The 23,532-nt window shown below is 73.8% G+C and carries 16 protein-coding genes; 3 read left to right on the forward strand and 13 right to left on the reverse strand.

Annotation, left to right across the window (positions count from 1 at the left end; genetic code table 11):
- Positions 1-69: 69 nt before the first annotated feature.
- Both QSK00_RS03955 and QSK00_RS03960 read right to left on the reverse strand, forming a co-directional pair.
- Positions 70-858 (reverse strand): SDR family NAD(P)-dependent oxidoreductase, encoded by a 789-nt coding sequence (locus tag QSK00_RS03955; protein WP_285587741.1) that lies wholly within the window; start codon positions 856-858, stop codon positions 70-72.
- Positions 855-1,952: a TtfA family protein gene (locus tag QSK00_RS03960; RefSeq protein ID WP_285587744.1), complete on the reverse strand. Its 1,098-nt coding sequence runs from the start codon at positions 1,950-1,952 to the stop codon at positions 855-857. The genes QSK00_RS03955 and QSK00_RS03960 overlap by 4 nt, the downstream gene beginning before the upstream one ends.
- An 88-nt stretch (positions 1,953-2,040) precedes the next feature.
- Between QSK00_RS03960 and QSK00_RS03965 the strand changes: the two genes are divergently transcribed.
- The gene (locus QSK00_RS03965) at positions 2,041-3,696 is read left to right on the forward strand and encodes an ABC-F family ATP-binding cassette domain-containing protein (RefSeq protein ID WP_285587746.1); all 1,656 of its coding nucleotides are present in this window, start codon (positions 2,041-2,043) and stop codon (positions 3,694-3,696) included.
- 314 nt (positions 3,697-4,010) lie between these two features.
- Here the strand turns inward: QSK00_RS03965 and clpB are convergent, their stop codons facing one another.
- Entirely contained in the window at positions 4,011-6,605 is a 2,595-nt protein-coding gene (clpB, locus tag QSK00_RS03970) for an ATP-dependent chaperone ClpB (protein ID WP_285587748.1), read from the reverse strand.
- Positions 6,606-6,907: 302 nt separating this feature from the next.
- On the opposite strand from clpB, the gene QSK00_RS03975 reads away from it, so the two are divergent.
- Positions 6,908-8,326, forward strand: a complete 1,419-nt coding sequence (locus QSK00_RS03975; RefSeq protein WP_285587750.1) for an FAD-binding oxidoreductase — start codon at positions 6,908-6,910, stop codon at positions 8,324-8,326.
- A gap of 12 nt (positions 8,327-8,338) precedes the next feature.
- Here QSK00_RS03975 and QSK00_RS03980 read toward each other — a convergent pair whose 3' ends face one another.
- The 10 genes from QSK00_RS03980 to QSK00_RS04025 all read right to left on the reverse strand — a co-directional run bounded on the left by QSK00_RS03980 (position 8,339) and on the right by QSK00_RS04025 (position 20,425).
- A complete protein-coding gene (locus tag QSK00_RS03980; RefSeq protein ID WP_285587752.1) occupies positions 8,339-8,854 on the reverse strand; it encodes a heat shock protein transcriptional repressor HspR in 516 nt (171 codons plus the stop codon).
- Positions 8,851-10,113 (reverse strand): DnaJ C-terminal domain-containing protein, encoded by a 1,263-nt coding sequence (locus QSK00_RS03985; RefSeq protein WP_285587755.1) that lies wholly within the window; start codon positions 10,111-10,113, stop codon positions 8,851-8,853. Before QSK00_RS03985 ends, QSK00_RS03980 begins: the two co-directional genes overlap by 4 nt.
- Positions 10,114-10,158: 45 nt before the next feature.
- The gene (gene grpE, locus QSK00_RS03990) at positions 10,159-10,845 is read right to left on the reverse strand and encodes a nucleotide exchange factor GrpE (RefSeq protein WP_285587757.1); all 687 of its coding nucleotides are present in this window, start codon (positions 10,843-10,845) and stop codon (positions 10,159-10,161) included.
- Between the two features lie 75 nt (positions 10,846-10,920).
- Positions 10,921-12,777, reverse strand: coding sequence for a molecular chaperone DnaK (gene dnaK / locus QSK00_RS03995; RefSeq protein WP_285587759.1), 1,857 nt, complete (start codon positions 12,775-12,777; stop codon positions 10,921-10,923).
- Between the two features lie 162 nt (positions 12,778-12,939).
- Positions 12,940-13,953, reverse strand: coding sequence for a C40 family peptidase (locus tag QSK00_RS04000; protein WP_502872010.1), 1,014 nt, complete (start codon positions 13,951-13,953; stop codon positions 12,940-12,942).
- 73 nt (positions 13,954-14,026) lie between these two features.
- Positions 14,027-14,608: a hypothetical protein gene (locus tag QSK00_RS04005; RefSeq protein ID WP_285587762.1), complete on the reverse strand. Its 582-nt coding sequence runs from the start codon at positions 14,606-14,608 to the stop codon at positions 14,027-14,029.
- A 6-nt stretch (positions 14,609-14,614) separates the two neighbouring features.
- Positions 14,615-16,456: a hypothetical protein gene (locus QSK00_RS04010; protein WP_285587764.1), complete on the reverse strand. Its 1,842-nt coding sequence runs from the start codon at positions 16,454-16,456 to the stop codon at positions 14,615-14,617.
- Positions 16,453-19,260 (reverse strand): ATP-binding protein, encoded by a 2,808-nt coding sequence (locus QSK00_RS04015; protein ID WP_502872011.1) that lies wholly within the window; start codon positions 19,258-19,260, stop codon positions 16,453-16,455. Before QSK00_RS04015 ends, QSK00_RS04010 begins: the two co-directional genes overlap by 4 nt.
- Before the next feature lie 190 nt (positions 19,261-19,450).
- Positions 19,451-20,143 carry a hypothetical protein gene (locus tag QSK00_RS04020; protein ID WP_285587768.1) on the reverse strand — a complete coding sequence of 231 codons (693 nt, stop codon included), beginning with the start codon at positions 20,141-20,143 and terminating at the stop codon, positions 19,451-19,453.
- Between the two features lie 3 nt (positions 20,144-20,146).
- Entirely contained in the window at positions 20,147-20,425 is a 279-nt protein-coding gene (locus tag QSK00_RS04025; RefSeq protein ID WP_018330533.1) for a hypothetical protein, read from the reverse strand.
- A 417-nt stretch (positions 20,426-20,842) separates the two neighbouring features.
- Here QSK00_RS04025 and QSK00_RS04030 point away from each other — a divergent pair, with 417 nt between their 5' ends.
- The gene (locus QSK00_RS04030; protein WP_285587770.1) at positions 20,843-23,311 is read left to right on the forward strand and encodes a (Fe-S)-binding protein; all 2,469 of its coding nucleotides are present in this window, start codon (positions 20,843-20,845) and stop codon (positions 23,309-23,311) included.
- Positions 23,312-23,532 lie beyond the last annotated feature (221 nt).

Here is a 23,532-nt window from a genome sequence, read left to right on the forward strand (position 1 = left end):
GCTCATCGTGAACAGGTTCGGACTGCGGGTCAACGATCCGGTGACCCACGGACGGGTGACGACCGGCTCCTAGCCCCGACCCGAGGCGCTGCGCCGTGCCAGCGCGTGCACGAGCCGTGGCGGAGCGAGACGGGCGCCCAGCACGATCGCCTTGTAGAGCGGGTGCGGCACCGACACCGGCCGCCCGCGCGCGAAGTCGGCCAGCGCGACGCGGACCACGAGGTCGGCGTCCATCCACGCGAACGCCGGCCCGGTGCGGGCCTGCCCGAAGCGCTGGTGGAACTCGGTCTTCACGAACCCGGGGCACAGCGCCATGACGTGCACCCCGGTGCCCGCGAGCACGCCCGCGAGGTTCTGCGACAGCATCGTGACGTAGGCCTTGCCCGCGCCGTACACCGAGCCGCGGCCGGGCAGGAACCCGGCGACGCTGGAGACGTTGAGGACCCCGCCGCGGCCCCGCGCGATCATCCCGGGAAGGGCGACGCGGGTCAGCCGCAGCACCGTGGTCACGTTGACCTCGTGGTTGGCGGCGAGCACGTCGAGGTCGGTCTCGGTGAACTCGCCCGCGGTGCCGTAGCCCGCGTTGTTCACCAGCAGGTCCACCGGACGGGTCTCGTCGGCCAGCCGGTCCTCGACCGCCCGGCGGGAGTCGGGGTCGGCCAGGTCGGCGACGAGGACCTCCGCGTGCACCCGCGTCCCGTCGCTGCGCCCGCCCTCGCCCAGGCGCTCGGCCAGGGCCTCCAGGCGGGCCTCGTCGCGGGCGACCAGCACCAGGTCGTACCCGGCGGCGGCGAGCTGGACGGCGAACTCGGCGCCGAGCCCGGAGCTCGCACCCGTCACCAGCGCGGTGCCGCTCACCGACCCCGGAACTTCCCGCTGCGCCACGTGCTGCCCTGCGAGGAGCGCTGCTCGTCCCGGCGCGGCTCCTCCGGGTCGGGATCGTCGCTCTCCAGGTCGTAGGGGATGTCGGCGGGCCGGTCGCGGTGCGTGGGGCGCCCGCCCCGCTCGTCGCCGCCCGCGTACGGGCTGGCGTCGTCGTCGCCGGACGCGAACGCCTCGAACTCGTCGTCGTAGTCGTCGGGGTCCGCGGAGTCGGCGGAGTCGTCGTCCCGCGTCGCGGGCCGGGCGCCGGACGGGCGGCCCGTCGGCGGCGCGTCCCGGCCCGAGCGGTCGACCACCGTGGTCGGGGAGTCGTCCTCGCGCTCCACGGTCTCGGTGCGGGACTCGTCGGCCGGGCTGCCCACCGCGGGCACGGCCCGGTCCGGTTCCCGCTTCCCGACGACGGCCGTGGGCGCGTCGTCGTCGCGCGCCGTCGGCCCGCCCTCCACGGCCTCCTTGATGGCGGCCGAGACCTCGACGAGCGACTCGATGAGCCCCTCGATGCGGTCGGGGTCGGCGTCCGGCTCGATCGAGGCCAGCACCCAGGTGTCCTCGGCCCAGACCAGTGGGACGTCGGCGCCGACGCGGTCGGCGGCGTCGGTGACCGGCCGGGTCAGCAGCCGGCGCCCCTCGAGGGCGTTGGAGACGAACGCGTAGCGCCGCCCGACCTGCCCGAGGTTGTCGAGCTCGTCGTCGTCGGGCCGGGGCGACTCGGGGAGCCGCAGTTCGAGGGCCACCGGCACCGCGACGGTGCCGCGCACCGCGGCGATCGTCGCGACGGTCCGGCCGTCCTGCTCCTGGTCGAAGATGCACCCGAGGCGGCGCCCGCCGGGTCCGGGCACGGCGCCGGTCGCGACGTCGTAGGCCTGGCGGGGGCCGTCACCGCGCAGCGTCCCGTAGCGCCAGGCGTGGGGCGGCGAGGACAGCGCGTCGGTGAACTCCCAGCCCTTCGACGCCGCCCAGTCCCGCCGGTCGTTGCCCCGGCGGTCGGGACGGGCACGGTCGTACCAGAGCAGCAGCGCACCGCCGGCTGCGGCGACCAGCGCCACGACGAACCAGATCCAGGCAGGCACCCACCGAGCGTAGGCCCGACCCCCACCCCGGTGGAGCAGGACACTCGGAGTGACCACGGCTTTCTGTCCGCGCACTACGCTCGGGTCGGTGCAGGCCACCCTCGTCGCCCGCGACGTCTCCGCCGTCCACGGCGCGCGCACCGTCTTCGCCGGCGCCGACCTCACCGTCGGCGCGGGTGACGTCGTCGGGCTGGTCGGCGCGAACGGCGCCGGCAAGTCCACCTTCCTGCGCATCCTCGCCGGTCTGGAGAAGCCCGACACCGGCACCGTCGAGCTCGCGCCGCCCACGGCCACCGTCGGCCACCTCCCGCAGGAGCCGGCCCGCCGTCCGGGCGAGACGATCGAGGGATTCCTGTCCCGGCGGACCGGCGTCGCCGATGCACAGGTCGAGCTCGACGCGGCGACCGCGCTGCTCGAGACCGGTGACGACGGCGAGCGCTACTCGGTGGCCCTGGAACGCTGGCTCGACCTCGGCGGCGCCGACCTGTCCGACCGCATCCCCGAGGTGGCCGCCGACCTCGGCCTGGGTCTCGGACTCGACGCGGAGATGACGGCGCTCTCCGGTGGCCAGGCCGCCCGGGTCAACCTCGCCGCGCTCCTGCTCGCCCGCTTCGACGTGTTCCTGCTCGACGAGCCGACGAACGACCTCGACCTCGCCGGGCTGGACCGGCTCGAGCGCTTCGTCCGCGAGCTGCGCGCGCCCACCGTCGTCGTGAGCCACGACCGTGAGTTCCTCGCCCGCACCGTCACCGGCGTGCTGGAGCTCGACCTCGCCCAGCAGCAGGTCGCCTTCTACGGCGGGGGCTACGAGGCCTACCTCGCCGAGCGCGCCGTCGCCCGCCGGCACGCCCGCGAGGCCTACGAGGAGTACGCCGACAAGCGCTCCTCGCTCGAGAGCCGGATGCAGACCCAGCGCAACTGGCTCGAGCACGGCGTCCGGAACGCCCGCCGCAAGGGCGCCGGGAAGTCGGACAACGACAAGAACGCCCGCAAGGTCCGCGCCGAGTCGACCGAGAAGCAGGCCTCGAAGGTCGCGCAGTCGCAGCGGCGGATCGAGCGCCTCGAGGTGGTCGAGGAGCCCCGCAAGGAGTGGGAGCTGCAGATGACGATCGCCACCGCGCCGCGCTCCGGCACCGTCGTCGCGTCCCTGCACGACGCGGCGGTGCGCCGCGGCTCGTTCACCCTCGGCCCGGTGACCCTGCAGCTCGACTACGCGGACCGCGTCGCCGTGACCGGCCCCAACGGCGCGGGCAAGACCACCCTGCTCGGCCTGCTGCTCGGGAAGGTCCGCCCCGACGCCGGGTCGGCCGAGCTGGGTTCGGGGGTGGTGGTCGGGGAGGTGGACCAGGCGCGGGGGCTGTTCGCCGGGGAGCGGACGCTGCTCGACGCGTTCTCCCGCGAGCCCGAGGTGGACCGCTGGCCCACCGCGGAGGTCCGCACGCTGCTCGCGAAGTTCGGCCTCGCCGCCGAGCACGTGCACCGGCCGGCCGACTCGCTCTCCCCCGGGGAACGCACCCGTGCCGCGCTCGCCCTGCTCCAGGCGCGGGGGGTGAACCTGCTCGTGCTCGACGAGCCCACCAACCACCTCGACCTGCCCGCGATCGAGCAGCTCGAGTCGGCGCTGGAGTCGTTCACCGGCACGGTCCTGCTGGTCACCCACGACCGCCGGATGCTCGACACCGTGCGGACCACCCGCCGCTGGCACGTGGAGGGCGGTCAGGTCACCGAGCCCACCCAGGCGTGACAGGAAAGCGTCGTTGCTGTCATCCGGTGGCAGGAACGACGCATCGTCGGCCACCCGGCGGGCTCGCTCGGGCCCGCCGATCGTCGTCCGTGGCCTTGTCGTGGTCCGCGGACGTCCGTCCGCCAGTCGCTGTGATTCACACCGACAAGACAGGGCCGGGTCGGGGAAAGGCCGCGACAAGCCGGCCGTGTACGCCACTCCCGGTCCGGCCGTGCGGCGCCCGGACCCGCGCCACCCCTACCCCGGACGCGCGAAGAGCCCCTACCACCGGACGGACCGACGGAAGGGGCCCTTCGCTCGATGCGGGCGGGGGTTCAGGCGCGCGTCACCGTCAGCGCGCCGGCCCCGTGCTCGGCGTCCTTGTCGAGGTCGACGCGGACGGTGTCGCCCTCGCGGACCTCGCCGCCGAGCAGTTCCCGGGCGAGCTGGTCGCCGATCGCGGACTGCACGAGCCGGCGCAGCGGGCGGGCGCCGTAGAGCGGGTCGAAGCCCTGCAGGGCCAGCCACTCCTTGGCGGCGTCGGAGACGTCGAGCGCGAGCCGCCGGCCGGCCAGGCGCGATGCGAGCCGGTCGATCTGGATGTCGACGATCGAGGTCAGCTCCTCGGTCGACAGCGCGTGGAACACCACGACGTCGTCGAGCCGGTTGAGGAACTCGGGCTTGAACGACCGCTTCACGACCTCCATGACCTTGTCCCGCCGCCCGGCATCGTCGAGCGAGGTGTCCATGAGCGCGGCCGACCCCAGGTTCGAGGTCAGCACGAGGATCGTGTTGCGGAAGTCCACGGTGCGGCCCTGGCCGTCCGTGAGGCGCCCGTCGTCGAGCACCTGGAGCAGCACGTCGAAGACGTCCGGGTGCGCCTTCTCGACCTCGTCGAGCAGGACCACCGCGTACGGACGGCGCCGCACGGCCTCGGTGAGCTGGCCGCCCTGGTCGTACCCGACGTAGCCGGGGGGCGCCCCGACGAGCCGCGCGACCGAGTGCTTCTCGCCGTACTCGCTCATGTCGATGCGGATCATCGCCCGCTCGTCGTCGAACAGGAACGCGGCGAGGGCCTTGGCCAGCTCGGTCTTGCCGACACCGGTGGGACCGAGGAAGAGGAACGAGCCGGTCGGCCGGTCGGGGTCGGAGATGCCGGCCCGCGTGCGGCGCACGGCGTCGGACACCGCGCGGACCGCCTCGGTCTGCCCGATCACCCGGCGTCCGAGCTCGTCCTCCATGCGCAGCAGCTTCTGGGTCTCCCCCTCGAGCAGCCGCCCGGCCGGGATGCCGGTCCAGGCGGAGACGACGTCGGCGACGTCGTCCGGGCCGACCTCCTCCTTGAGCATGACCGGGCCTGCCGCCGTCGTGGCGGCCTCCGCCTCGGCGAACTGCTTCTCGACGGCGGGGATGTCCCGGTAACGCAGGCGCGCGACGGTCTCGTAGTCGCCGTCGCGCTCGGCCCGGTCGGCCTCACCGCGCAGTGACTCCATCCGCTCCTTCAGGTCGCGGATCGAGTTGATCGAGTCCTTCTCGCCCTGCCAGCGGGCCGTGAGCGCGGCCAGCTCCTCGCGCTTCTCGGCGAGCTCGGCACGCAGGGCGGAGAGCCGCTCGGCGGACGCGGCGTCGGACTCCTTCGCCAGCGCCATCTCCTCGATCTCGAGGCGGCGCACGGAGCGTTCCACCTCGTCGATCTCCACCGGACGCGAGTCGATCTCCATCCGCAGGTGCGAGGCGGCCTCGTCGACGAGGTCGATCGCCTTGTCGGGCAGGAACCGCGCGGTGATGTAGCGGTCGGAGAGCGCGGCGGCGGCCACGAGGGCGGCGTCGGTGATCCGCACGCCGTGGTGCACCTCGTAGCGCTCCTTGAGCCCACGCAGGATGCCGACGGTGTCCTCCACCGACGGCTCCCCGACGAGGACCTGCTGGAAGCGGCGCTCCAGGGCCGGGTCGGACTCGATGTGCTTGCGGTACTCGTCGAGCGTGGTGGCGCCGACCATCCGCAGCTCACCCCGGGCGAGCATCGGCTTGATCATGTTGCCGGCGTCCATCGCGGACTCGCCGGTGGCCCCGGCGCCGACGATGGTGTGCAGCTCGTCGATGAAGGTGATGACCTGGCCGGCCGAGTCGGTGATCTCGCCGAGGACGGCCTTGAGCCGCTCCTCGAACTCGCCCCGGTACTTGGCGCCGGCCACCATCGAGCCGAGGTCGAGCGCCACGACACGCTTGTCGCGCAGCGACTCCGGTACGTCCCCCGCGACGATGCGCTGGGCCAGGCCCTCGACGATCGCGGTCTTCCCGACGCCGGGCTCGCCGATCAGCACCGGGTTGTTCTTGGTGCGGCGCGAGAGCACCTGCACGACGCGGCGGATCTCGGCGTCCCGCCCGACGACGGGGTCGAGCTTGCCGGAGCGGGCCCGCTCGGTGAGGTCCTGCCCGTACTTCTCCAGCGCCTGGAAGGTGCCCTCCGGGTCGGGCGACGTGATGCGGGCCGACCCGCGGACCTTGCTGAACGCCTCCTGCAGCGCCTCCGCGGTCGCGCCGTGGCGGGTGAGGATCTGTGCGGTGCGGCCGCCGGCCGCGGCCAGCCCGACGAGCAGGTGCTCGGTGGAGACGTACTCGTCACCGATGTCGGCCGCCAGCTGCTGGGCGTGCGCCAGGACGCGGGCCGAGTCGCCGTCGAACTGCGGCGCGGCCACTCCGGCACCGGTGGCGCTCGGCATGGCGGCGATCAGCCGGTCGGTCTCCGCGCGCACGGCGTCGGGGTCGGCCGACACGGCGCGCAGCAGCGGCAGCGTGATGCCGTCGGCCTGGTCGAGCAGGGCGAGGAGGAGGTGCGCCGGCGACACCTGGGGGTGTCCGGACGCGGTGGCGGCGCGGACCGCGGCGGACACCGCCTGCTGGGTCCGCGTCGTCGGCGAGAAGTCCATCGGGGCTGGCCTTTCGGGCTGGGAGGGGTCGGGAGGTGACTCTCGTGGGGTCCAACCTACCCAGACTTGAGTCTATTCCGCTCAAGTTCGAGAAGGTGTGTCGGCTTCGTGCCCGCCGATGTCGCCCACAGTGACGACATGGGGACAGTTGGCCGTGTCTGCGCACGCTCTGTCATGATGCTCGGGACTCGGGCGAGGGACGGGACCTGGCCGGGGGCGAGGAGGGAGTCGGCATGACGGCGGAACCGGCCGGGCCGATCGGACCAACGGAGCGCGGCGCGGGTACACCCGGCGACGGGCCCGTGGCCGAGCCACCGACCCCTCGGGGCGCCGGCCCCCACGACCCCGCACGCCGGCCCGCCCGCCTGCTGCGCCTCGTACCGACGCGGCCCGCCGCCTCCGCGGCGGCCACCACCGTCATCCCCGCGGCGCCGACCGCGGACCGACCCGCCCCGCAGCCGCCCGCCGCGGACGCCCCCGCGACGACGGTCCTGGTCGCCCCACCCACCGTCCCGCCGCCGCCCACCACGCCGCTCGCGGCCGCGGACCGACCCGCGCCCGCCGTCCGGGCTCCCGCCCCGGCCGCCGACCTCACCGTCGTGCGCGCCGCCGAGGCCGTCCGGGCGGTCTGGGACCGGGTCGCCGACTCCGAGGCGGAGGTCGCGCACTGGTTCGGCGCGCTGCTGTTCAGCCTCGCCCCGGCCCTCCGCGCGCAGTTCCCGGCCCAGGCCGACCCCGCCGCCCGGCGCCTGCTGCACGGCACGATCGCCGCCATGTCCGTCGTGGACCGGCCCGTCGACCTGGTCGCCGCCGTGCCACCGCTGGCGCGGGAGCTGCGGGCGCTCGGGCTCGACGCGACGGCCGACGAGGCCCTCGGCGTCGCCCTGGTCGGTGCGGTGCGCCGGTTCGCCGGCGACCTCTGGGCCGCCGACACCGACGCCGCCTGGGTACGCGCCTTCTCGCTGGCCACCCGGCCCGCCCGGGAGGCGGTCGCGGCCCACCCCGGCGTCGTCGGCGCCACCGTCGTCAGCCACCGACGCCTGAGCTGGGACCTGGCCGTGGTCGAGGTCGAGCCCGACGTGCCGGTCGAGTTCCGGCCCGGGCAGTCGGTCACCGTCGAGGTGCCCGCACGACCGCGCCTCTGGCGCCACCTCACGCCGGCCGGGGCGCCGCGTGCCGACGGCCGCCTCGAGTTCCACGTCCGCGCCGTGGCGGGCGGCTGGGTGAGCCGGTCCGTGGTCGCCCACAGCCGGGTCGGCGAGCGCTGGCGCATCGGTCCGGCCGAGGGCGAGGTCGTGGTCGACCCGGCCGCGGAGCGCGAGCTCCTGCTCGTGGCGGGCGGCACCGGAGCCTCGGTGGCGCTGGCCCTCTGCGAGGAGCTCGTCGGTCAGGCCGCCGCGGGCGTCGACGTCCGACCGACGACCGTCGTCGTGGGCGGGCGCACCCCCGAGGACCTGCACACACTGGACCGCTTCGCCGACCTCTGCGTCGGCGAGCCGTGGCTGGCGGTGGTCGGTGCCTGCGAGTCCGACCCCCTGGACACCGACCTGGCCCCCGGCACCGTCGTCGAGGCGGTCAGCCGGTCGGGGCCGTGGCTCGACCACGACGTCGTGGTGGCCGGGTCGCCGGCCATGATCCGGGCGACGACGGCCGCGCTCCTGGTCGACGGCACCCCGCTGGACCGCATCCACTACGACCCCTTCACCGACGACGAGACCTGAGCCGGGCCTCCGTCACTCCTGGCCGGACTCGTCCCGGGGCTCCCGGCGCGGGCGCTTCTGCACGGGCTGCCACACCACCACCGACTGCGTCCGGCGCACCGGGAGCAGGTCGCCGGAGCGGCCGGGCTGCTCGGCCAGCGCCTGCAGCCGGGCCTGGGTGCGCGCGAGATCGTCGGTGACCTCGGCGAGGCGGTCGGTCAGCTGGTCGACCTCGCGCTCGAGCTCGATGATCCGCTTGATCCCGGCGAGGTTGACGCCCTCCTCCTGGGAGAGCCGCTGCACCTCGCGCAGCAGGGCGATGTCGCGGACCGAGTAGCGGCGACCGCCACCGCTGGCCCGGCCCGGGCTGACCAGCCCGATCCGGTCGTAGGACCGGAGCGTCTGGGCGTGCATGCCCGAGAACTCCGCGGCGATGGAGATCACGAACACCGGGGTGTCCTCGTCGGCCCACGGCGGCAGCCCGGGGATCGACGACTCGGCGCGCGGGGTACGACGGGCGCGCTCCGGGCCCGTGTCCCCGGCGGTCATGACGCCGCTTCCTTGTCCGCGTGGGCCCGGTCGGCCCGCTCGGTGAGGTGGGCGCGCGGGTCGTGATCGGCCGTGGCGCGGGCGTAGGCGTCGAGCGCCTCGCTCGCCTCGCCCGACAGGCGGGCGGGGACGGCCAGCTCGAGGGTGACCAGCAGGTCGCCCGTGCGGTCCCGGCGCTTGACCCCGCGACCGCGGACCCGCAGCGTGCGGCCGGCGGAACTGCCGGGCGGCACCTTCAACGAGATGCGGCCCTCGATGGTCGGCACGGTGACGGTGGCGCCCCGGACCAGCTCGGGATAGGTCACGGGCAACGACAGGGTCAGGTCGTCGGGGTTCTTCGTCGATCGCCCGAACACGGCGTCGGCGCTGACGTGGACGATCACGTAGAGGTCGCCGGAGGGTCCGCCGGCCGGGCCGGGCTGGCCCTTGCCGGCCAGTCGGATCCGCTGGCCGTCCTCCACCCCCGCGGGGACGCGGATCGTCAGGGTGCGCGGGCGGGAGCTGACGCCGTCACCGCCGCACTCCGGGCACGGGTCGTCGACCAGGTGCCCGGTGCCCCGGCAGTCCGGGCAGGGCTCGCTGAACGAGAACGCACCCTGGCTGCGGGACACGAGACCCGCGCCGCCGCACCGCACGCAGGTCCGCGGGGTGGTGCCCGGCTTGGCACCGGACCCGTCGCAGGTCCCGCAGGTCATCGGCGAGGTGAGCCGCAGCGGCAGCGTCGCGCCGTTGACGGCCTCGGCGAAGTCGATACGGACCTCGGTCTCGACGTCGGCGCCGCGGCGCTGCCGCGGGACGCCGCCGAAGCCGCCCGTCCCGCCGCCGCTGCCCACACCGCCGGTCGGGTCGGTGGCGGTGCCGCCACCCATCCCGCCCATGCCGCCGAAGATGCCGCCGAGCAGGTCCCCGAGCCCGCCGGCGCCACCACCACGGCCGCCGCCGGCGAACAGGTCCTCGAACCCGCCGCCCGGGCTGCTGCCGCCGGAGGACCGGCCACCGCCGAAGCCGCCGAACCGCCCACCCGCGAACAACGCGCGGGCCTCGTCGTACTCCTTGCGCTTCGTGGCGTCGGACAGCACGCCGTACGCCTCACCGGCCGCCTTGAACCTGGCCTCGGCCTTCGTGTCACCGGGCTTCGCGTCGGGGTGGTTCTCCCGCGCGATCTTGCGGTAGGCCTTCTTGATCTCGTCGGCGGGAGCGTCCTTCGCGACGCCGAGCTCACGGTAGAAGTCCTTCTCGAGCCAGTCGCGATTGCTCATCGGTCCATCCCTCCTCCCGTGAACCCGGCGTCGGCCGGGACGTCCCTACTCTGCTGCACCTGCGGCGCGCGCGGAACCGCCGCTGTCGACCGTCACGGCGTCGGGATCGTGGTCGGTGACCTCGACCATCGCCGGCCGCAGCACCTTCTCGCCGAAGCGGTAGCCCCGACGCATCACCGTGGTGACAGTCGGTCCGTCGACGTCGGCCGAACTCGCGCTCGCCACGGCCTCGTGGACCGACGGGTCGAACGCGTCGCCCACCTCGCCGAAGCCCGCGAGCCCGGCCCGGTTCAGCGTCTCGCCGAGCCGGTCGGCCACGACCTTGAACGCCCCGGTCAGGTCGCCGTGCTGCCGCGCGCGCTCGACGTCGTCGAGCACCGTGAGCAGCTCACCGGCCACCTGGGCCTTCGCCCCGGCGACGGTGGCCTCGCGGTCCCGCTCGACCCGGCGCCGGTAGTTGGCGTACTCCGCCGAGAGCCGCTTGAGGTCCTCGGTCCGTTCCTCGAGATCGGTCCGCAGGCGCGTCAGCTCCGGGTCGGCCGACGCGCCGGTGGTCGCCGTGTCGACCTGACCCTCGGCCGAGGTGGGGGTGCCCCCCACCGCCGCGTCCGGGACCTCGACACCGTCGGCGGCCGTCACGGGGTTGCCCCCGGGACCGTCCGAACCGGCACCGAACTCCTCCTGGTGGTCCTCCACCGACACGTCCTCACGGACGTCCGTCGGGTCCTGCACGATGGCCTCCTCCTGGAGTCCACCGCGCCCGGCCACGCGGGCCGGGCGCGGTACCCGTCGTCTGTCTGGTGGGGCTTACTTCTTGTCGTCGTCGACGATCTCGGCGTCGACGACGTCGTCGTCGGCGCTGCCGCCCGCGGCGCCCGCACCGGACGCCCCGCCGGCCGCGCCCGCGGCGCCGCCCTCGGACTGGGCCTGGGCGTAGATCGCCTGACCGAGCTCCTGGGAGTCGGTGGCGAGCTTCTCCACCGCGGACTTGATCGTCTCGGTGTCGTCGCCCTCGAGCGCCTTCTTGAGGTCGTCGAGCGAGCCCTGGACCTTGTCCCTGGTCTCGGCCGGCACCTTGTCGCCGTTCTCGGAGAGGACCTTCTCGGTCTGGTGGACCAGCGACTCCGCCTGGTTGCGGGTCTCGGCCGCCTCACGCCGCTTGCGGTCCTCGTCGGCGTGCGCCTCCGCGTCGGAGACCATGCGGTCGATCTCGTCCTTGGAGAGGGCCGACCCGCCGGTGATGGTCATCGCCTGCGACTTGCCCGTGCCCTTGTCGACCGCCGACACGTTGACGATGCCGTTCGCGTCGATGTCGAAGGTGACCTCGATCTGCGGCACGCCCTGCGGGGCCGGGGGCAGCCCGGTCAGCTCGAACATGCCGAGCTTCTTGTTGTAGGCCGCGATCTCGCGCTCGCCCTGGAACACCTGGATCTGCACCGACGGCTGGTTGTTCTCGGCCGTCGTGAACACCTCCGACTTCTTGGTCGGGATCGTGGTGTTCTTCTCGATCAGCTTGGTCATGACGCCGCCCTTGGTCTCGATGCCGAGGGACAGCGGCGTGACGTCGAGCAGCAGGACGTCCTTGACGTCACCGCGCAGCACCCCGGCCTGCAGCGTCGCGCCGACAGCGACGACCTCGTCCGGGTTGACGCCCTTGTTCGGGTCCTTGCCGCCGGTGAGCTCCTTGACGAGCTCGGTGACGGCGGGCATGCGCGTCGAGCCACCGACCATGACGACGTGGCTGATCTGCCCGATCGAGATGCCGGCGTCCTTGACGACCTGGTTGAACGGCTGACGGCAGCGGTCCAGCAGGTCGGAGGTGATCCGCTGGAACTCCGAGCGCGAGAGCGTCTCGTCGAGGAACAGCGGGTTCTTGTCGGCGTCGACCGTGATGTAGGGCAGGTTGATGCTGGTCGAGGACGAGCTGGACAGCTCGATCTTCGCCTTCTCGGCCGCCTCGCGGAGCCGCTGCATCGCCATCTTGTCCTTGGACAGGTCGATGCCCTGCGAGCTCTTGAACTTGTCGACGAGCCAGCTGATGATCCGCTCGTCCCAGTCGTCGCCACCGAGGTTGTTGTCGCCGTTGGTGGCACGCACCTCGACCACACCGTCGCCGATGTCGAGCAGCGAGACGTCGAACGTGCCGCCGCCGAGGTCGAAGACCAGGATCGTCTGCTCGTCCGAGCCCTTCTCGAGCCCGTAGGCGAGGGCGGCCGCGGTCGGCTCGTTGACGATGCGGAGCACGTTGAGACCCGCGATCTGGCCGGCCTCCTTGGTGGCCTGGCGCTGCGCGTCCTCGAAGTAGGCGGGGACGGTGATCACCGCGTCGGTGACCTCCTCGCCGAGGTAGGACTCGGCGTCGCGCTTGAGCTTCATCAGCGTGCGGGCGCTGATCTCCTGCGCGGTGTACTTCTTGCCGTCGATCTCGGTGGTCCAGTCGGTACCCATGTGCCGCTTGACCGACCGGATCGTGCGGTCGACGTTCGTCACGGCCTGGTTCTTAGCCGACTGCCCGACGAGGACGTCGCCGTTGCGGGCAAAGGCGACCACCGACGGGGTGGTCCGGCTGCCCTCGGAGTTGGCGATGACCGTGGGCTCGCCACCCTCGAGGACCGCGACCACGGAGTTGGTGGTGCCGAGGTCGATGCCGACCGCTCGCGCCATGTCTGTTGACTCCTTCCAGGAGCTCGAAATCTCGTCCGTGAGCCCGTCGCGCTCAAGTCTACCGATCCCCGTCGCCGACGGCGAGCCGGGGATGAGCCCGAGACGCTCAACTTGCTCTCGTGGGCGACAACGAACCGGTCACGGGACTTGTTCCCGGTCGGCTCAACTCCCGCCCACCGGCGCCGTACCCGGTCGGGTGGCCAGCGGAACCAGGCCCTTCTCCGACCAGCTCACCGAGCGGGTGCCGAGCGGCACGCCGGTCTGCTGGGCCTCCATCATCTTCCCGTCGCCGAGGTAGAGGCCGACGTGGTGGATCGTGTCCGGGTCCGAGGTGTCGTAGGCGTAGAACAGCAGGTCACCGGGCTGCGCCTGCGCGACCGGGACGTGCGCGCCGGCCCCGTACTGGTCGCGCGAGACCCGGGGCAGGACGATCCCGGCCGCCTGGAACGCACGCAGCACGAGCCCGGAGCAGTCGTAGCTCGACGGCCCGGTCGCGCCCCACACGTAGGGCTTGCCGGTCTCGCGGGTCGCGAACTCGATCGCGGTCCGCGCCACGCCGGGCGGCAGGGCGGTGGCGACGCCGGCCGTCGGGCCCTCGGCACAGGGCCGGATCGCGCCCTGGACCCCCGCGAGGTCGCCCACCAGCGAGGCGGCCAGCGGCTCCCACTTCGCGTAGGCGTCGGGGAACGCCGAGCGTTGGACGATCTGCGCGGCCCGCGTGACCGGCAGGTCGGCCCAGCCCGGCACGGCGAGGAGCCGCGTGAGGAAGGTGCGGGTGGCGTAGACCGGGTCGCGCACCTGGTCGGGGCTCCCCCAGCCCTGGCTCGGCCGCTGCTGGAACACGCCCAGCGAGTCGTGGTCGACCGCCACGTCGATCCCCGCGAGCCCCATCCGCGACTCCTGCATGGCGGTGGCCAGCGCCACCACCCACGCCCGCGGCGGGGCGTCCATGCCCTTGGCGACGCCGATGATCGTGCCCGCCGTGTCGCGCTGGGTCTGGGTGAGGTCGGCCCCGGTCCGCGGGACCCCGACGGCGGCCCGCCCCGCCCCGGCGTCGCAGGCTCCCGCCGCGTCCGGGTCGCCGCCGCCGGTGAACTGGCCGACGACGAGCAGCCCCATCATCAGCACGACGACGAGCCCGACGGCGAGCACGCCCACCGGGATCAGCAGGCGCAGGAAGCGCAGCCGCGACGGGAGGCGCGGGATCCGGGGCGGGCCGCCCTGCTGGGGCGGCCGGAGCAGCGTCATCTCAGCCCGCCCGGTCGTAGCCGGCCACGCGCCAGTCGCCCGGCCCGGTCTGCACCAGCAGCAGCTGCAGGGTCACCGCGTCGGTGGGCACCTGCACCCGCACCGAGTCCGGCCGGACCTCCACCGCCCGCGGTGGTCCGGTCACCCGCGTCCCGGGCACGTTGGCGGGGTCGACGTCGGCGAGCGTCGGGAGGTACTCGTCGGTGGTGTAGGGCCGCAGCCGCTCGCTCCACTGCGCGCCGGTCGTCCCGGCCGGGTGGTCCGCCCAGGCGGTCGCCCAGCGCTGGGCGACGCCGAGCGCGGCCGGCGGCGCGGCGGAGAGCGGCAGGGTGGTCGGCGTCAGCTCCGGCGGTGGGGTCGCGGCGGGTGGCGCGACCGTCACCGTGGGCGCCTCGGGGACCGGACCCAACGCGGCGCCGGACCCCGCCGGGCGCGGAGCCAGCCAGCCCGAGACGGTCGTGAGACCGATGACGACGAGCGCGAGGACGGCGACGACCAGCGCCAGCCGGGCGGGGCTGTGCAGGGGCCACTCCCAGAGCGCGCGGTAGGCGCCGGAGCGCCCGCGACGGGTGCGGATCGGCACGGCGCGCTACCCCCGATCGCCCCGGGGCTCGGGCGTCACGCGACTCTCCAGGACCCGGCCCTCGACGACGGGGCCGGTGCCGCCGTCGCCGGCGGGGCGGCGGGTCGACGGCCGGTAGATGCGCTGCGCGGGGGCCCCGTCGACCTCGACCACGCGCGGCGCCGCCGCGGGCAGCGCCGGCCGGGCGGCGTCGATCTCCCGACGGGGTGTTCCGGACGGCGGATCCCGTCGGACGACCTCCGACTCGACGTGCACCGTGCGGGTCCGGGCGGCCCGCTCGGTGACCGCGTCGCTCTCCTCCGGGCGCACCCGCATGCCCTGCGAGTGCCGCTCGGCCCGCTCTCCCCACCACGAGTTCTCCCGGCGGTCGGTGCCGCCGAGGCGCCCGAGGGCCCGCCCGACGGCACCGGTCCCGCTCGCCGGGAGGAACCCGCCGACCTGCTCACGGGTCAGCGACACCATCGACGTCAGCCGCCGGAAGGGCCGCGAGACCGCCCAGAGGATGACGGTGACCACGCCCGTGACCAGCAGCGCGAGCCACGTGTCGACCCCGGACCCGGGGCGGAAGAGCGAGATGACCAGCAGCGAGTGCAGCCCCGCCAGCGCCCCGACCAGCAGCGTGTTGACCAGCGCGGCCCCGCCCACGCGCAGCATCGCCGGCAGCACCTCCGGGCGCAGCAGCGCGACCACCGCCAGCGCGGGCGCCACCATGACCAGGAGCCGGATCATGAGCATCGAGACGAGGATCAGGACCTTGCTCATGAGCTGGAACAGCCCGATGCACGCGGCCTGCACCAGCGCCAGGACCCCGGCCCCGACCCGGGAGCCGGAGCGCCCCTGGAAGTAGGAGTAGCGATCGCCCACCCGGTTCGCGATGTCGGTGAACTGCGCCTTCTTCGCGTCCGCCTGGGCCTGCCCGTCCTGCCCGGTGGCGACCTCCACCTTCGAGAAGGTCTGCGCGTTCAACAGCGGCCGCCCGAGGTCGCGGGCCTGCGGGACGTCGGCCGACCCGAACTCGCCCCGCAGCCAGTTCGAGTAGACGATCTGGTCGGAGAGCACGGTCGGCAGCGTGTTCTGGTCGCCGACGCCCACCTGGCGCAGGAACCCCTGCTGCATCGCCGTGACCCCGTCGAGGAGCACCCCGTCGAGGGCTCGCGACCACTGGATCGGCGCCGCGTACGCCCCGGCCGCGAGGCCCAGGGCGAGCACCGCGACGAAGCCCCGTCGGGCCTGCTGGGACAGCTCGCCGCGCATCGCGAGCACGAGCAGGATCGCGGCGAGCGCCGCCAGCGCGACCCCGACCCACGTCGTGAAGACCGCCTCGTACATCGCGCGCGTGCCGGTCTGGATGACCTGGTCGAGCGGCGTGAGCAGGCTCGAGCCCCGGGCGATGAGGTAGTGCGCCCAGTTCACGCCGCCGACGACGAGCTTCGCGACGTTGAAGACCTGGTTGCCGAGCCACGTGTCGGTGGCCGCCGCGGGGTCGCGGGCCCCGCCGGGACCGCAGCCGAGGTCGTAGGTCCACCAGACCTGCCCGGCGTAGCCGACCTCGTCGTAGACCGACCCGGGCACGCCGACCCCGATCGGCGCGGGGTCGAGCGACCCGACCAGCCCGGTGCCCGGCCGGTCCGGGTCGGGCGGCGCCTTGCAGTCGAACGCCTGCGCCGACGCGGTGCCGCCGACGGCCGCGAGCCCTGCGACGAGTGCGGCCACCACGAGGACCGCGCGCAGCCGCCGCCGGGGACGACCCGGCGTCGGGACGGGGTCCCGACCCGGCACGCGCGCCCGGCGCCAGCCGATGACCAGGGCGGCCGCGATGATGCCGAGGACGAGGACGGCACCGCTCACCCGTCGCCGCCCCACGCGGACGACCGGGCGGCGGGCACGCCGTCCTCGACCTGCGGATCGACCGGCTCCGGCGGCGCCGGGCGCGGCCCGTCGTCGACCGGCAGGCGGGCCCGGGGGGCGGACTCGACCGGGGCCGCGGGTGGGAGGTGGGCGCGCTGCGCGTCCGGGTTCGTGTCGAGGGCGGCGCGCAGGTGCCCGAGGTGCTCGCCCTCCAGGTCGACCCGGATCTTCTCGACCCCGCCGTGGCCGTCGGAGAAGACGAACTGGCGCGGGGTGTCGTCCGGGCGGTCGTCGTTCTGGGCGGCGGTGGGGCGCGGCGAGAGCGTCCCGAGCATCTCCTCGTACCCGACGTCGGTCGGCACCCGGAGGAGCCGCAGCGCCTCCGCCTGGGCCTCGGCGTCGTCGGTGCGGCCGACGAACACGGCGTCGACCAGCGACGCGAACCCCGGCACCCGCAGCAGGTCGCCCGCGAGCTGGGAGGCGAACAGCGCCCGGACGTTGAACTTCCGCGAGTCGCGGGCGAGCCGGTCGATGAGGACCTTGCCGGTCGGGATCTGCGACAGGAAGTGGGTCTCGTCGAGCGCGACGCCCTTCCGCAGGTCGCGGTCGGCGGTGTAGACGGTCCGCTGCGTCAGCCAGGACGCGAGGTTGAGCAGCTCCACGGCGAGCGACTCGCCGTCGGTCCACTCCTCGCGCGGGCTGCCCGGCCGCGGCAGCGACATCCCCTGCATCGTCAGGACGGTGAGGCGGTAGTCCTCGTCGAGCACGCCCGGGTCGCCGACCGCGCTCTCGTCCGGTCCGCGGGGGTCCTGCGGGTCGTGGGTGCGCTCGGGGAACAGCAGCGCGGCCTGCGGCAGCTCGCGGCGCTCCTCGAGGAAGTCCGCGACGACGTCGGCGTGCTCCTCGCCCTCCCGCGCGTGCCGGCGCAGGGTGGCGATGACCTGGCCCGGGTCCCGGTGCTGCCCGCCACCGACCTCGCGGACCGCGCGCAGCAGCACGATCCGGGTGTGCGGCATCCGCGCCACGTCGTAGGGCAGCAGGCCGGTCAGCACGTCGAGCACCAGCCGGCGACGGGTCGCCGCCGCCAGCGACCGTTCCCGACGCCAGGCCTTCTCCGGGTCGTCCTCGTCGAGGAAGTGCTCGCGGCGCGGCTCCGCGACGACGCGGTACGGGTTGAGGATGCCGGGGTCGGCCCCGAGCAGGTGGATGTGCCGGGAGAAGGGCGCGAGCTCGGGGACCCGGGTCAGCGCCGCCAACGGGCCCGATGGGTCGAGCACGGTCCATCGCGCCCCGGCCCGCAGCGTCTTGTAGACCATGAGCCCCGTCAGGAACGACTTCCCGGAGCCCAGCCCGCCCACCACGGCGGTGAGGCCCGAGGCCCGCCGGACCTCCTGCGCCATCCACGGGTCCCACGCGACGGGACGACGGGTCGCGGTGCAGGTCTCCCCGAGCAGCACGCCGCGCCGGTCCCCGACGCTCGCCGAGGCCGCCGGGACCCCCGCGGCCACCCAGGTCACCGAGCCCCGGCGCCGGTAGGCCGTGGAGGCGAGCGGCTCGCCGGGGATGAACTCGCGGGCGTAGGCGTACTGCGCCTCGGGGTGCTCGAGGGCGACCCGCGGGCGGTAGAGGTCGAGCAGCTGCTGGGCGCGGGTGAGCGCCTCGGCCTCGTCCCGGCCCGCGACGGCGACCCGCCACCAGCCGTAGACCCGGGTGTTGAGCTGCGTCAGGCCGCCGGAGAGCTCGTCCTCGATCTGCAGGACCCGGTCGGCCTGCCGTTCGAGCGACATCGGCGGGTCGAGGTCGTGGTCGTGGGTGTAGTGGCGGATCTGGCTGCGCACCTTGCCCATCTGGCGCTGCAGCTCGCCCGAGACCTCCTCCGGGCGGCGGACGTAGATGCGCGCGGACCACTCCACGGGGAACGGGAGCCGGTCACTGCGCTGCATCCAGGGGTCGTCGGCCTCGGGGATCCGCAGCGAGTCCATCAGGCCCACCGAGAGCACGGCGACGTGCCGGGACACCGGGTGCAGCCCCTGCCGCCCCTCGACCTGCACGGTCGGCGCGTAGGGCTCCTGGTGCATCGCGACGCCGTCGGTGAACGCCGCGAGGTCCTCGGCCTCCCAGGCCACCCCGGCCTCGGCGTTCACGTGCTGCGGCGCGGGGAGCCCGAGCGCGCACGAGCGGTGCATCAGCCAGGCCATGTCCTCCGCGGTGCACGGCACCCCGTCGAGCCCGGGCCCGCCGACGAGGGCGTCCACGTGGGCGATCTCGGTCTCCAGCGCCGTGAGCTCGGCGTTCGCCGCGCCCGGCAGCACCCGGTGCAGCACCGGCGCGGCCGACTCCAGCCAGCGGTCCACCACCGACCGCCCGGAGACCTCGACGCCGAGGAACACCTCCTTGTCGGCCATCGACAGGCCCATGAGGTGCTGCTGCTCGCCGGTGACGAAGTCCTCCCAGGACAGCTCCCCGGGGACGTCGGGCAGCCGACCCGGCGAGTTCCGGTCGAACGCCTCGGCCCACCGGGCCACCGGGAACGGGCGACTGGTCACGCGCACGTGCACCCACCGGCCCTGCAGCTCGCCCAGCTGCGTGGCGATCCGGCGGATCAACGACTCCCGCTGCGGGTCCGAGCGGAAGCTCCACGGCTGGGCGGCGAGGCGGTACCAGGCGGTGACCGTCGTGGCGGTGCGGGCGATGTTGCCGTCGATGGACCGCAGCGCGATGGCGGACCGGTACCCGGGCGCGGCCGAGGCGCCCGCGAGAGCACGCCCGCGGCGCGCCTTCTGCTTCGGCCTCGGTCGGCGCAGCTCGGGCTTCTCCGGTCGGTCGCTCGTCTCGATGCGGTCGGGGTCGAGCGGCCGCGTGTCCTCGCGCTCGACCGGGACGACCTCGCCCGCGGCGTAGCCGGCCGGGAACGCTCCCCACCCGTCGTCGGCGTCGCCCGCAGGAGGGGTCTCGCGGGCCTCGGGCCACGGCGAGCGCCGCCCCCACCCGCCGTCAGGACCTCCCCGGCGCACCGTCGCCCTCCTCGTACTCCCTGTCGGTCGCCGTCGGACCGTAGCGCCGCGGCGTGCCCGACGACGGGTCGCGGCGCGGCCGGTCCGCCCGCCGCGCGCTGACCCGCACGACGCCGCCCGCGTCGCCCTCGGTCGACGCCGTACCGGCGGGGGTGCCGCGACGCCGCGGCACGGGGCCACCGCGCGTGGTCCAGGAGCGGCGCGGGCGCCGGCGCGGCCGGGCGGATCCGCGGGCCGGGCGGGTGGCCGGGTCGTCGTCGCGCACCGCCATGGCCGCGTGCGGGTCCGTGCGCCCCGGCGGCAGCGCCGCGCGCGGTCGGGCACCCTCGATCGCGACGTGCCCGACGCCGACCGTGCTGCCGGCACCCCGGGTCCGGCGGCGCGGGCCGCGCACCTCGTGCCAGAACAACGTCAGCCATTCGAGCAGCGGCCGGTCCTCGTTGATGCGCTTGCTGACGAACCGGACCACGACGACGGTGATCAGCAGCGCCCAGGCCACGGAGAAGAAGCCGATCTGGATGCCGAGGCGCCGCTGCACGAACATCACGACGATCATGACGATCAGGCCGACGCCGTAGCTCGAGTAGCGGGCGCGCCAGGGGAAGGTGGCCCGCGGGGGGCCGAGCCAGACGGCGTCGACCCGGTACACGTCGTCGTCGGTGCGAATCTGCACCCGTTACCCCGTGATCAGCTGGGCCAGGAACTGCCCGACCGCCGGACCGTTGCCGGAGACCGCGATCCCGAGGGCCACCAGACCCACGAGCAGGCCCACGCCCCGACGGGCCACGCCGGCGTTGTCGCCGCGGCCGCCGATCCACAACATGATCACCGCGATCCCCAGCAGGAGCAGGGGGACGATGTTGTCGCGGATCCAGCCCTGCAGCCCGTTCGTGCCCAGACCCTGCGCCGTGATCTGGGTGTCGAGGAGGTGCGCACCCAGGGTCGTGAGGGTCATGCGTGGTCCTCCCGGACGGTGGTCGTGCTGGTTCGGGGTCGGCCGGTCTCGACCGGTCGAGTAAACACGGCGGGCGAGCGGGTCGGTACCCCCGGTGGTGGGCAGCGCCGACCACACTGCGCCGTGGGTGTCGCCGTCGCCCACGGACGCCGTAGGCCATCGTGGCGTGTCCGCGCGTCCGAGCGTCGGACGTCGCCCTCACGGGTCGCTGCGCGTGTCGCGGCGGGTGATGTCGCGAGCGTCCGGTTACCGGTGAGTAGTAAGTCACCCGGCTCGCGGGGACGAGTGTCGGGAGCAGCCGTTACAGTCCCCCTGATCCGGGCCGACGGCGCGACCACCACAGCAACGCGCACCAGGCCCGCCTGAACGTGGACGGACCGTGCCGTGAGACGCAGCGGTCCGCGGGGAGGTCGAACAGTGCTCGTCCGATTGATCCTGGGTCTCGCCCTGACCCTGGCCGTGGGGGTCATCGCCGCCCGACGGGCGTGGTGGCTCTACCGCCTCATCACGTCCGGGCAGCCCGACGCCAAGCGCTCCGAGGGCCTCGGCGCCCGGGTGCGCGCCCAGATCGTGGAGGTCGCCGGGCAGCGGAAGCTGCTGCGCTGGTCGATCCCGGGCGTGGCGCACCTGTTCACGATGTGGGGCTTCGTCATCCTGCTGACGGTCTACATCGAGGCCTACGGGGCGCTGTTCGTCGAGGACTTCCACATCCCGCTGATCGGGCGCTCGCCGATCCTGGGCTTCATCCAGGACTTCATCGCCGTGATGGTCCTGCTCTCGATCATCACCTTCGGCATCATGCGCCTGCAGCAGGATCCGGAGCGCAAGGAGCGGTCCTCCCGCTTCTACGGATCGCACACCTCCGGCGCCTGGATCGTGCTGTTCCTGATCTTCAACGTGGTCTGGACGCTGTTCGCCTTCCGCGGGACCTCGTCGGCCGCCGGCAACCTGCCCTACGAGTCGGGCGCCTGGGTCTCGATCGCCGTCGGCCAGCTCTTCACCGGGCTCTCCCCGACGACGCTGTTCGTCCTCGAGACCGTCTTCCTGCTGCTGCACATCGGCGTCGCGCTCGTGTTCCTCGTGCAGGTGCTCTACTCCAAGCACCTCCACATCTTCATCGCGCCGATCAACGTCGCGGCGAAGCGCCTGCCGAAGGCCCTCGGTCCGCTGCAGCCGATCGAGTACGACGGCAAGCCGATCGACTTCGAGGACCCGCCCGAGGAGGCCTCGTTCGGTCGCGGCAAGATCGAGGACTTCACGTGGAAGGGCATGCTCGACTTCGAGACGTGCACCGAGTGCGGTCGCTGCCAGTCGCAGTGCCCCGCGTGGAACACCGGCAAGCCGCTCTCGCCGAAGCTGCTGATCATGGACCTGCGCGACCACATGCTCGCGAAGGCGCCGTACATGATCGGCGGCAAGGACATGCCCGACGGCGGGGGCATCGACTGGGACGCGGGCCTCGCGAAGAACGAGCACGGCGGCCACGGCGTGCCGGAGTCGGGCTACGAGCGCCACACCGGGACCGACGACATCCAGGCCGCGCGCCCGCTGGTCGGCACCGCCCAGCAGCTCGGCGTCATCGACCCCGAGGTCCTCTGGTCCTGCACCACCTGCGGCGCCTGCGTCGAGCAGTGCCCGGTGGACATCGAGCACGTCGACCACATCGTCGACATGCGCCGCAACCAGGTGATGATCGAGTCCGAGTTCCCGGGTGAGCTCGGCGTGCTCTTCCGCAACCTGGAGAACAAGGGCAACCCCTGGGGCCAGAACAACTCCAGCCGCATGGACTGGGCGAAGGACCTCCCCTTCGAGGTGCCCGAGTTCGACGGCGAGCTGTCCCCCGAGACCGAGTACCTCTTCTTCATCGGGTGCGCCGGTGCGTTCGACGACAACGCGAAGAAGACCGTCCGCGCCACGGCCGAGCTGCTGCACATCGCGGGCGTGAACTACACGGTCCTGGGCAAGGAGGAGAGCTGCACCGGCGACCCGGCGCGGCGCTCGGGCAACGAGTTCCTCTTCCAGATGATGGCCATGCAGACCAAGGAGATGCTCGACTCGGTCTTCGAGGGTCGCGAGCCGGGGACGCGCAAGATCGTCACCACCTGCCCGCACTGCATGAACACGCTCGGGCGCGAGTACCCCCAGCTCGACGGCCACTACGAGGTCGTCCACCACACCCAGCTGCTCAACCAGCTGGTGCGGGAGAAGAAGCTGATCCCGGTCGCGCCGGAGTCCTCGCCGGTCCCGCAGGCCAAGCTCGACATCAACCCGTCGACCAACCTCCAGTACAAGGGTCCGCAGGCCGACGGCACCGAGCGCGGCCTGGTCAAGGCCGACGGGCACTCGACGAACGGCCACCCGACCGACCAGGCGGCGCCGGCCTCCGAGGTCGTCTCCTCCAACGGCCACACCAACGGGTCGTCCAACGGGCACGGCCCGAAGACGGTGACCTACCACGACCCCTGCTACCTGGGTCGGCACAACGAGGTCTACACCCCGCCGCGTGAGCTGGTGGAGGCCGCGGGCGCGGTGCTCAAGGAGATGCCGCGCCACGCCGACCGGGCGCTGTGCTGTGGTGCCGGTGGTGCGCGCATGTGGATGGAGGAGAACATCGGCAAGCGCATCAACATGGAGCGCGTCGACGAGGCCATCTCCGTCGAGCCCGACGTGATCGCCTCCGGCTGCCCGTTCTGCCGCGTGATGCTCACCGACGGCCTCACCGAGCGCCAGAGCGAGGCGAAGGCGGTCGGCACCGAGGTCATGGACGTCTCGCAGATGCTGCTGGCCGCGGTGAAGCGTGGTCAGCCGGCCGACGGCGACCAGCCGGGCGAGTCCGACCCGGCCACCACCGCCACCTCGGCGAACGTGCAGAACCCGGCGGAGTAGCTCCGCCACGGTTGAGCGAAGGGGCCCTCCGGTCGAGTAGATCGACCGGAGGGCCCCTTCGTTCGTTCCGGGGGTCGCTGTCGTGGCCGGACGAGCGGGCCGTTCCATGGTCTTTCGTGAGAACGGCCCGTTCGTACGGATCGGGCTGCGGGTCAAGATCTCGACGGGCCGCGCGAAGTGATCGCTGAGCGACCGCTTCGCGCGGCTCGTCGGGATCTCCG

Origin of the sequence: Actinomycetospora sp. NBRC 106378, from assembly GCF_030269685.1 — a bacterium.
Lineage (GTDB): Bacteria > Actinomycetota > Actinomycetes > Mycobacteriales > Pseudonocardiaceae > Actinomycetospora.

Coding starts and splice junctions, on each gene's coding strand:
- dnaK (WP_285587759.1), bottom strand. CDS start 12,777: ATGGCGCGAGCGGTCGGCATCGACCTCGGCACCACCAACTCCGTGGTC.
- clpB (WP_285587748.1), bottom strand. CDS start 6,605: ATGGACTTCTCGCCGACGACGCGGACCCAGCAGGCGGTGTCCGCCGCG.
- QSK00_RS03980 (WP_285587752.1), bottom strand. CDS start 8,854: ATGACCGCCGGGGACACGGGCCCGGAGCGCGCCCGTCGTACCCCGCGC.
- QSK00_RS04025 (WP_018330533.1), bottom strand. CDS start 20,425: ATGACCCTCACGACCCTGGGTGCGCACCTCCTCGACACCCAGATCACG.
- QSK00_RS03985 (WP_285587755.1), bottom strand. CDS start 10,113: ATGAGCAATCGCGACTGGCTCGAGAAGGACTTCTACCGTGAGCTCGGC.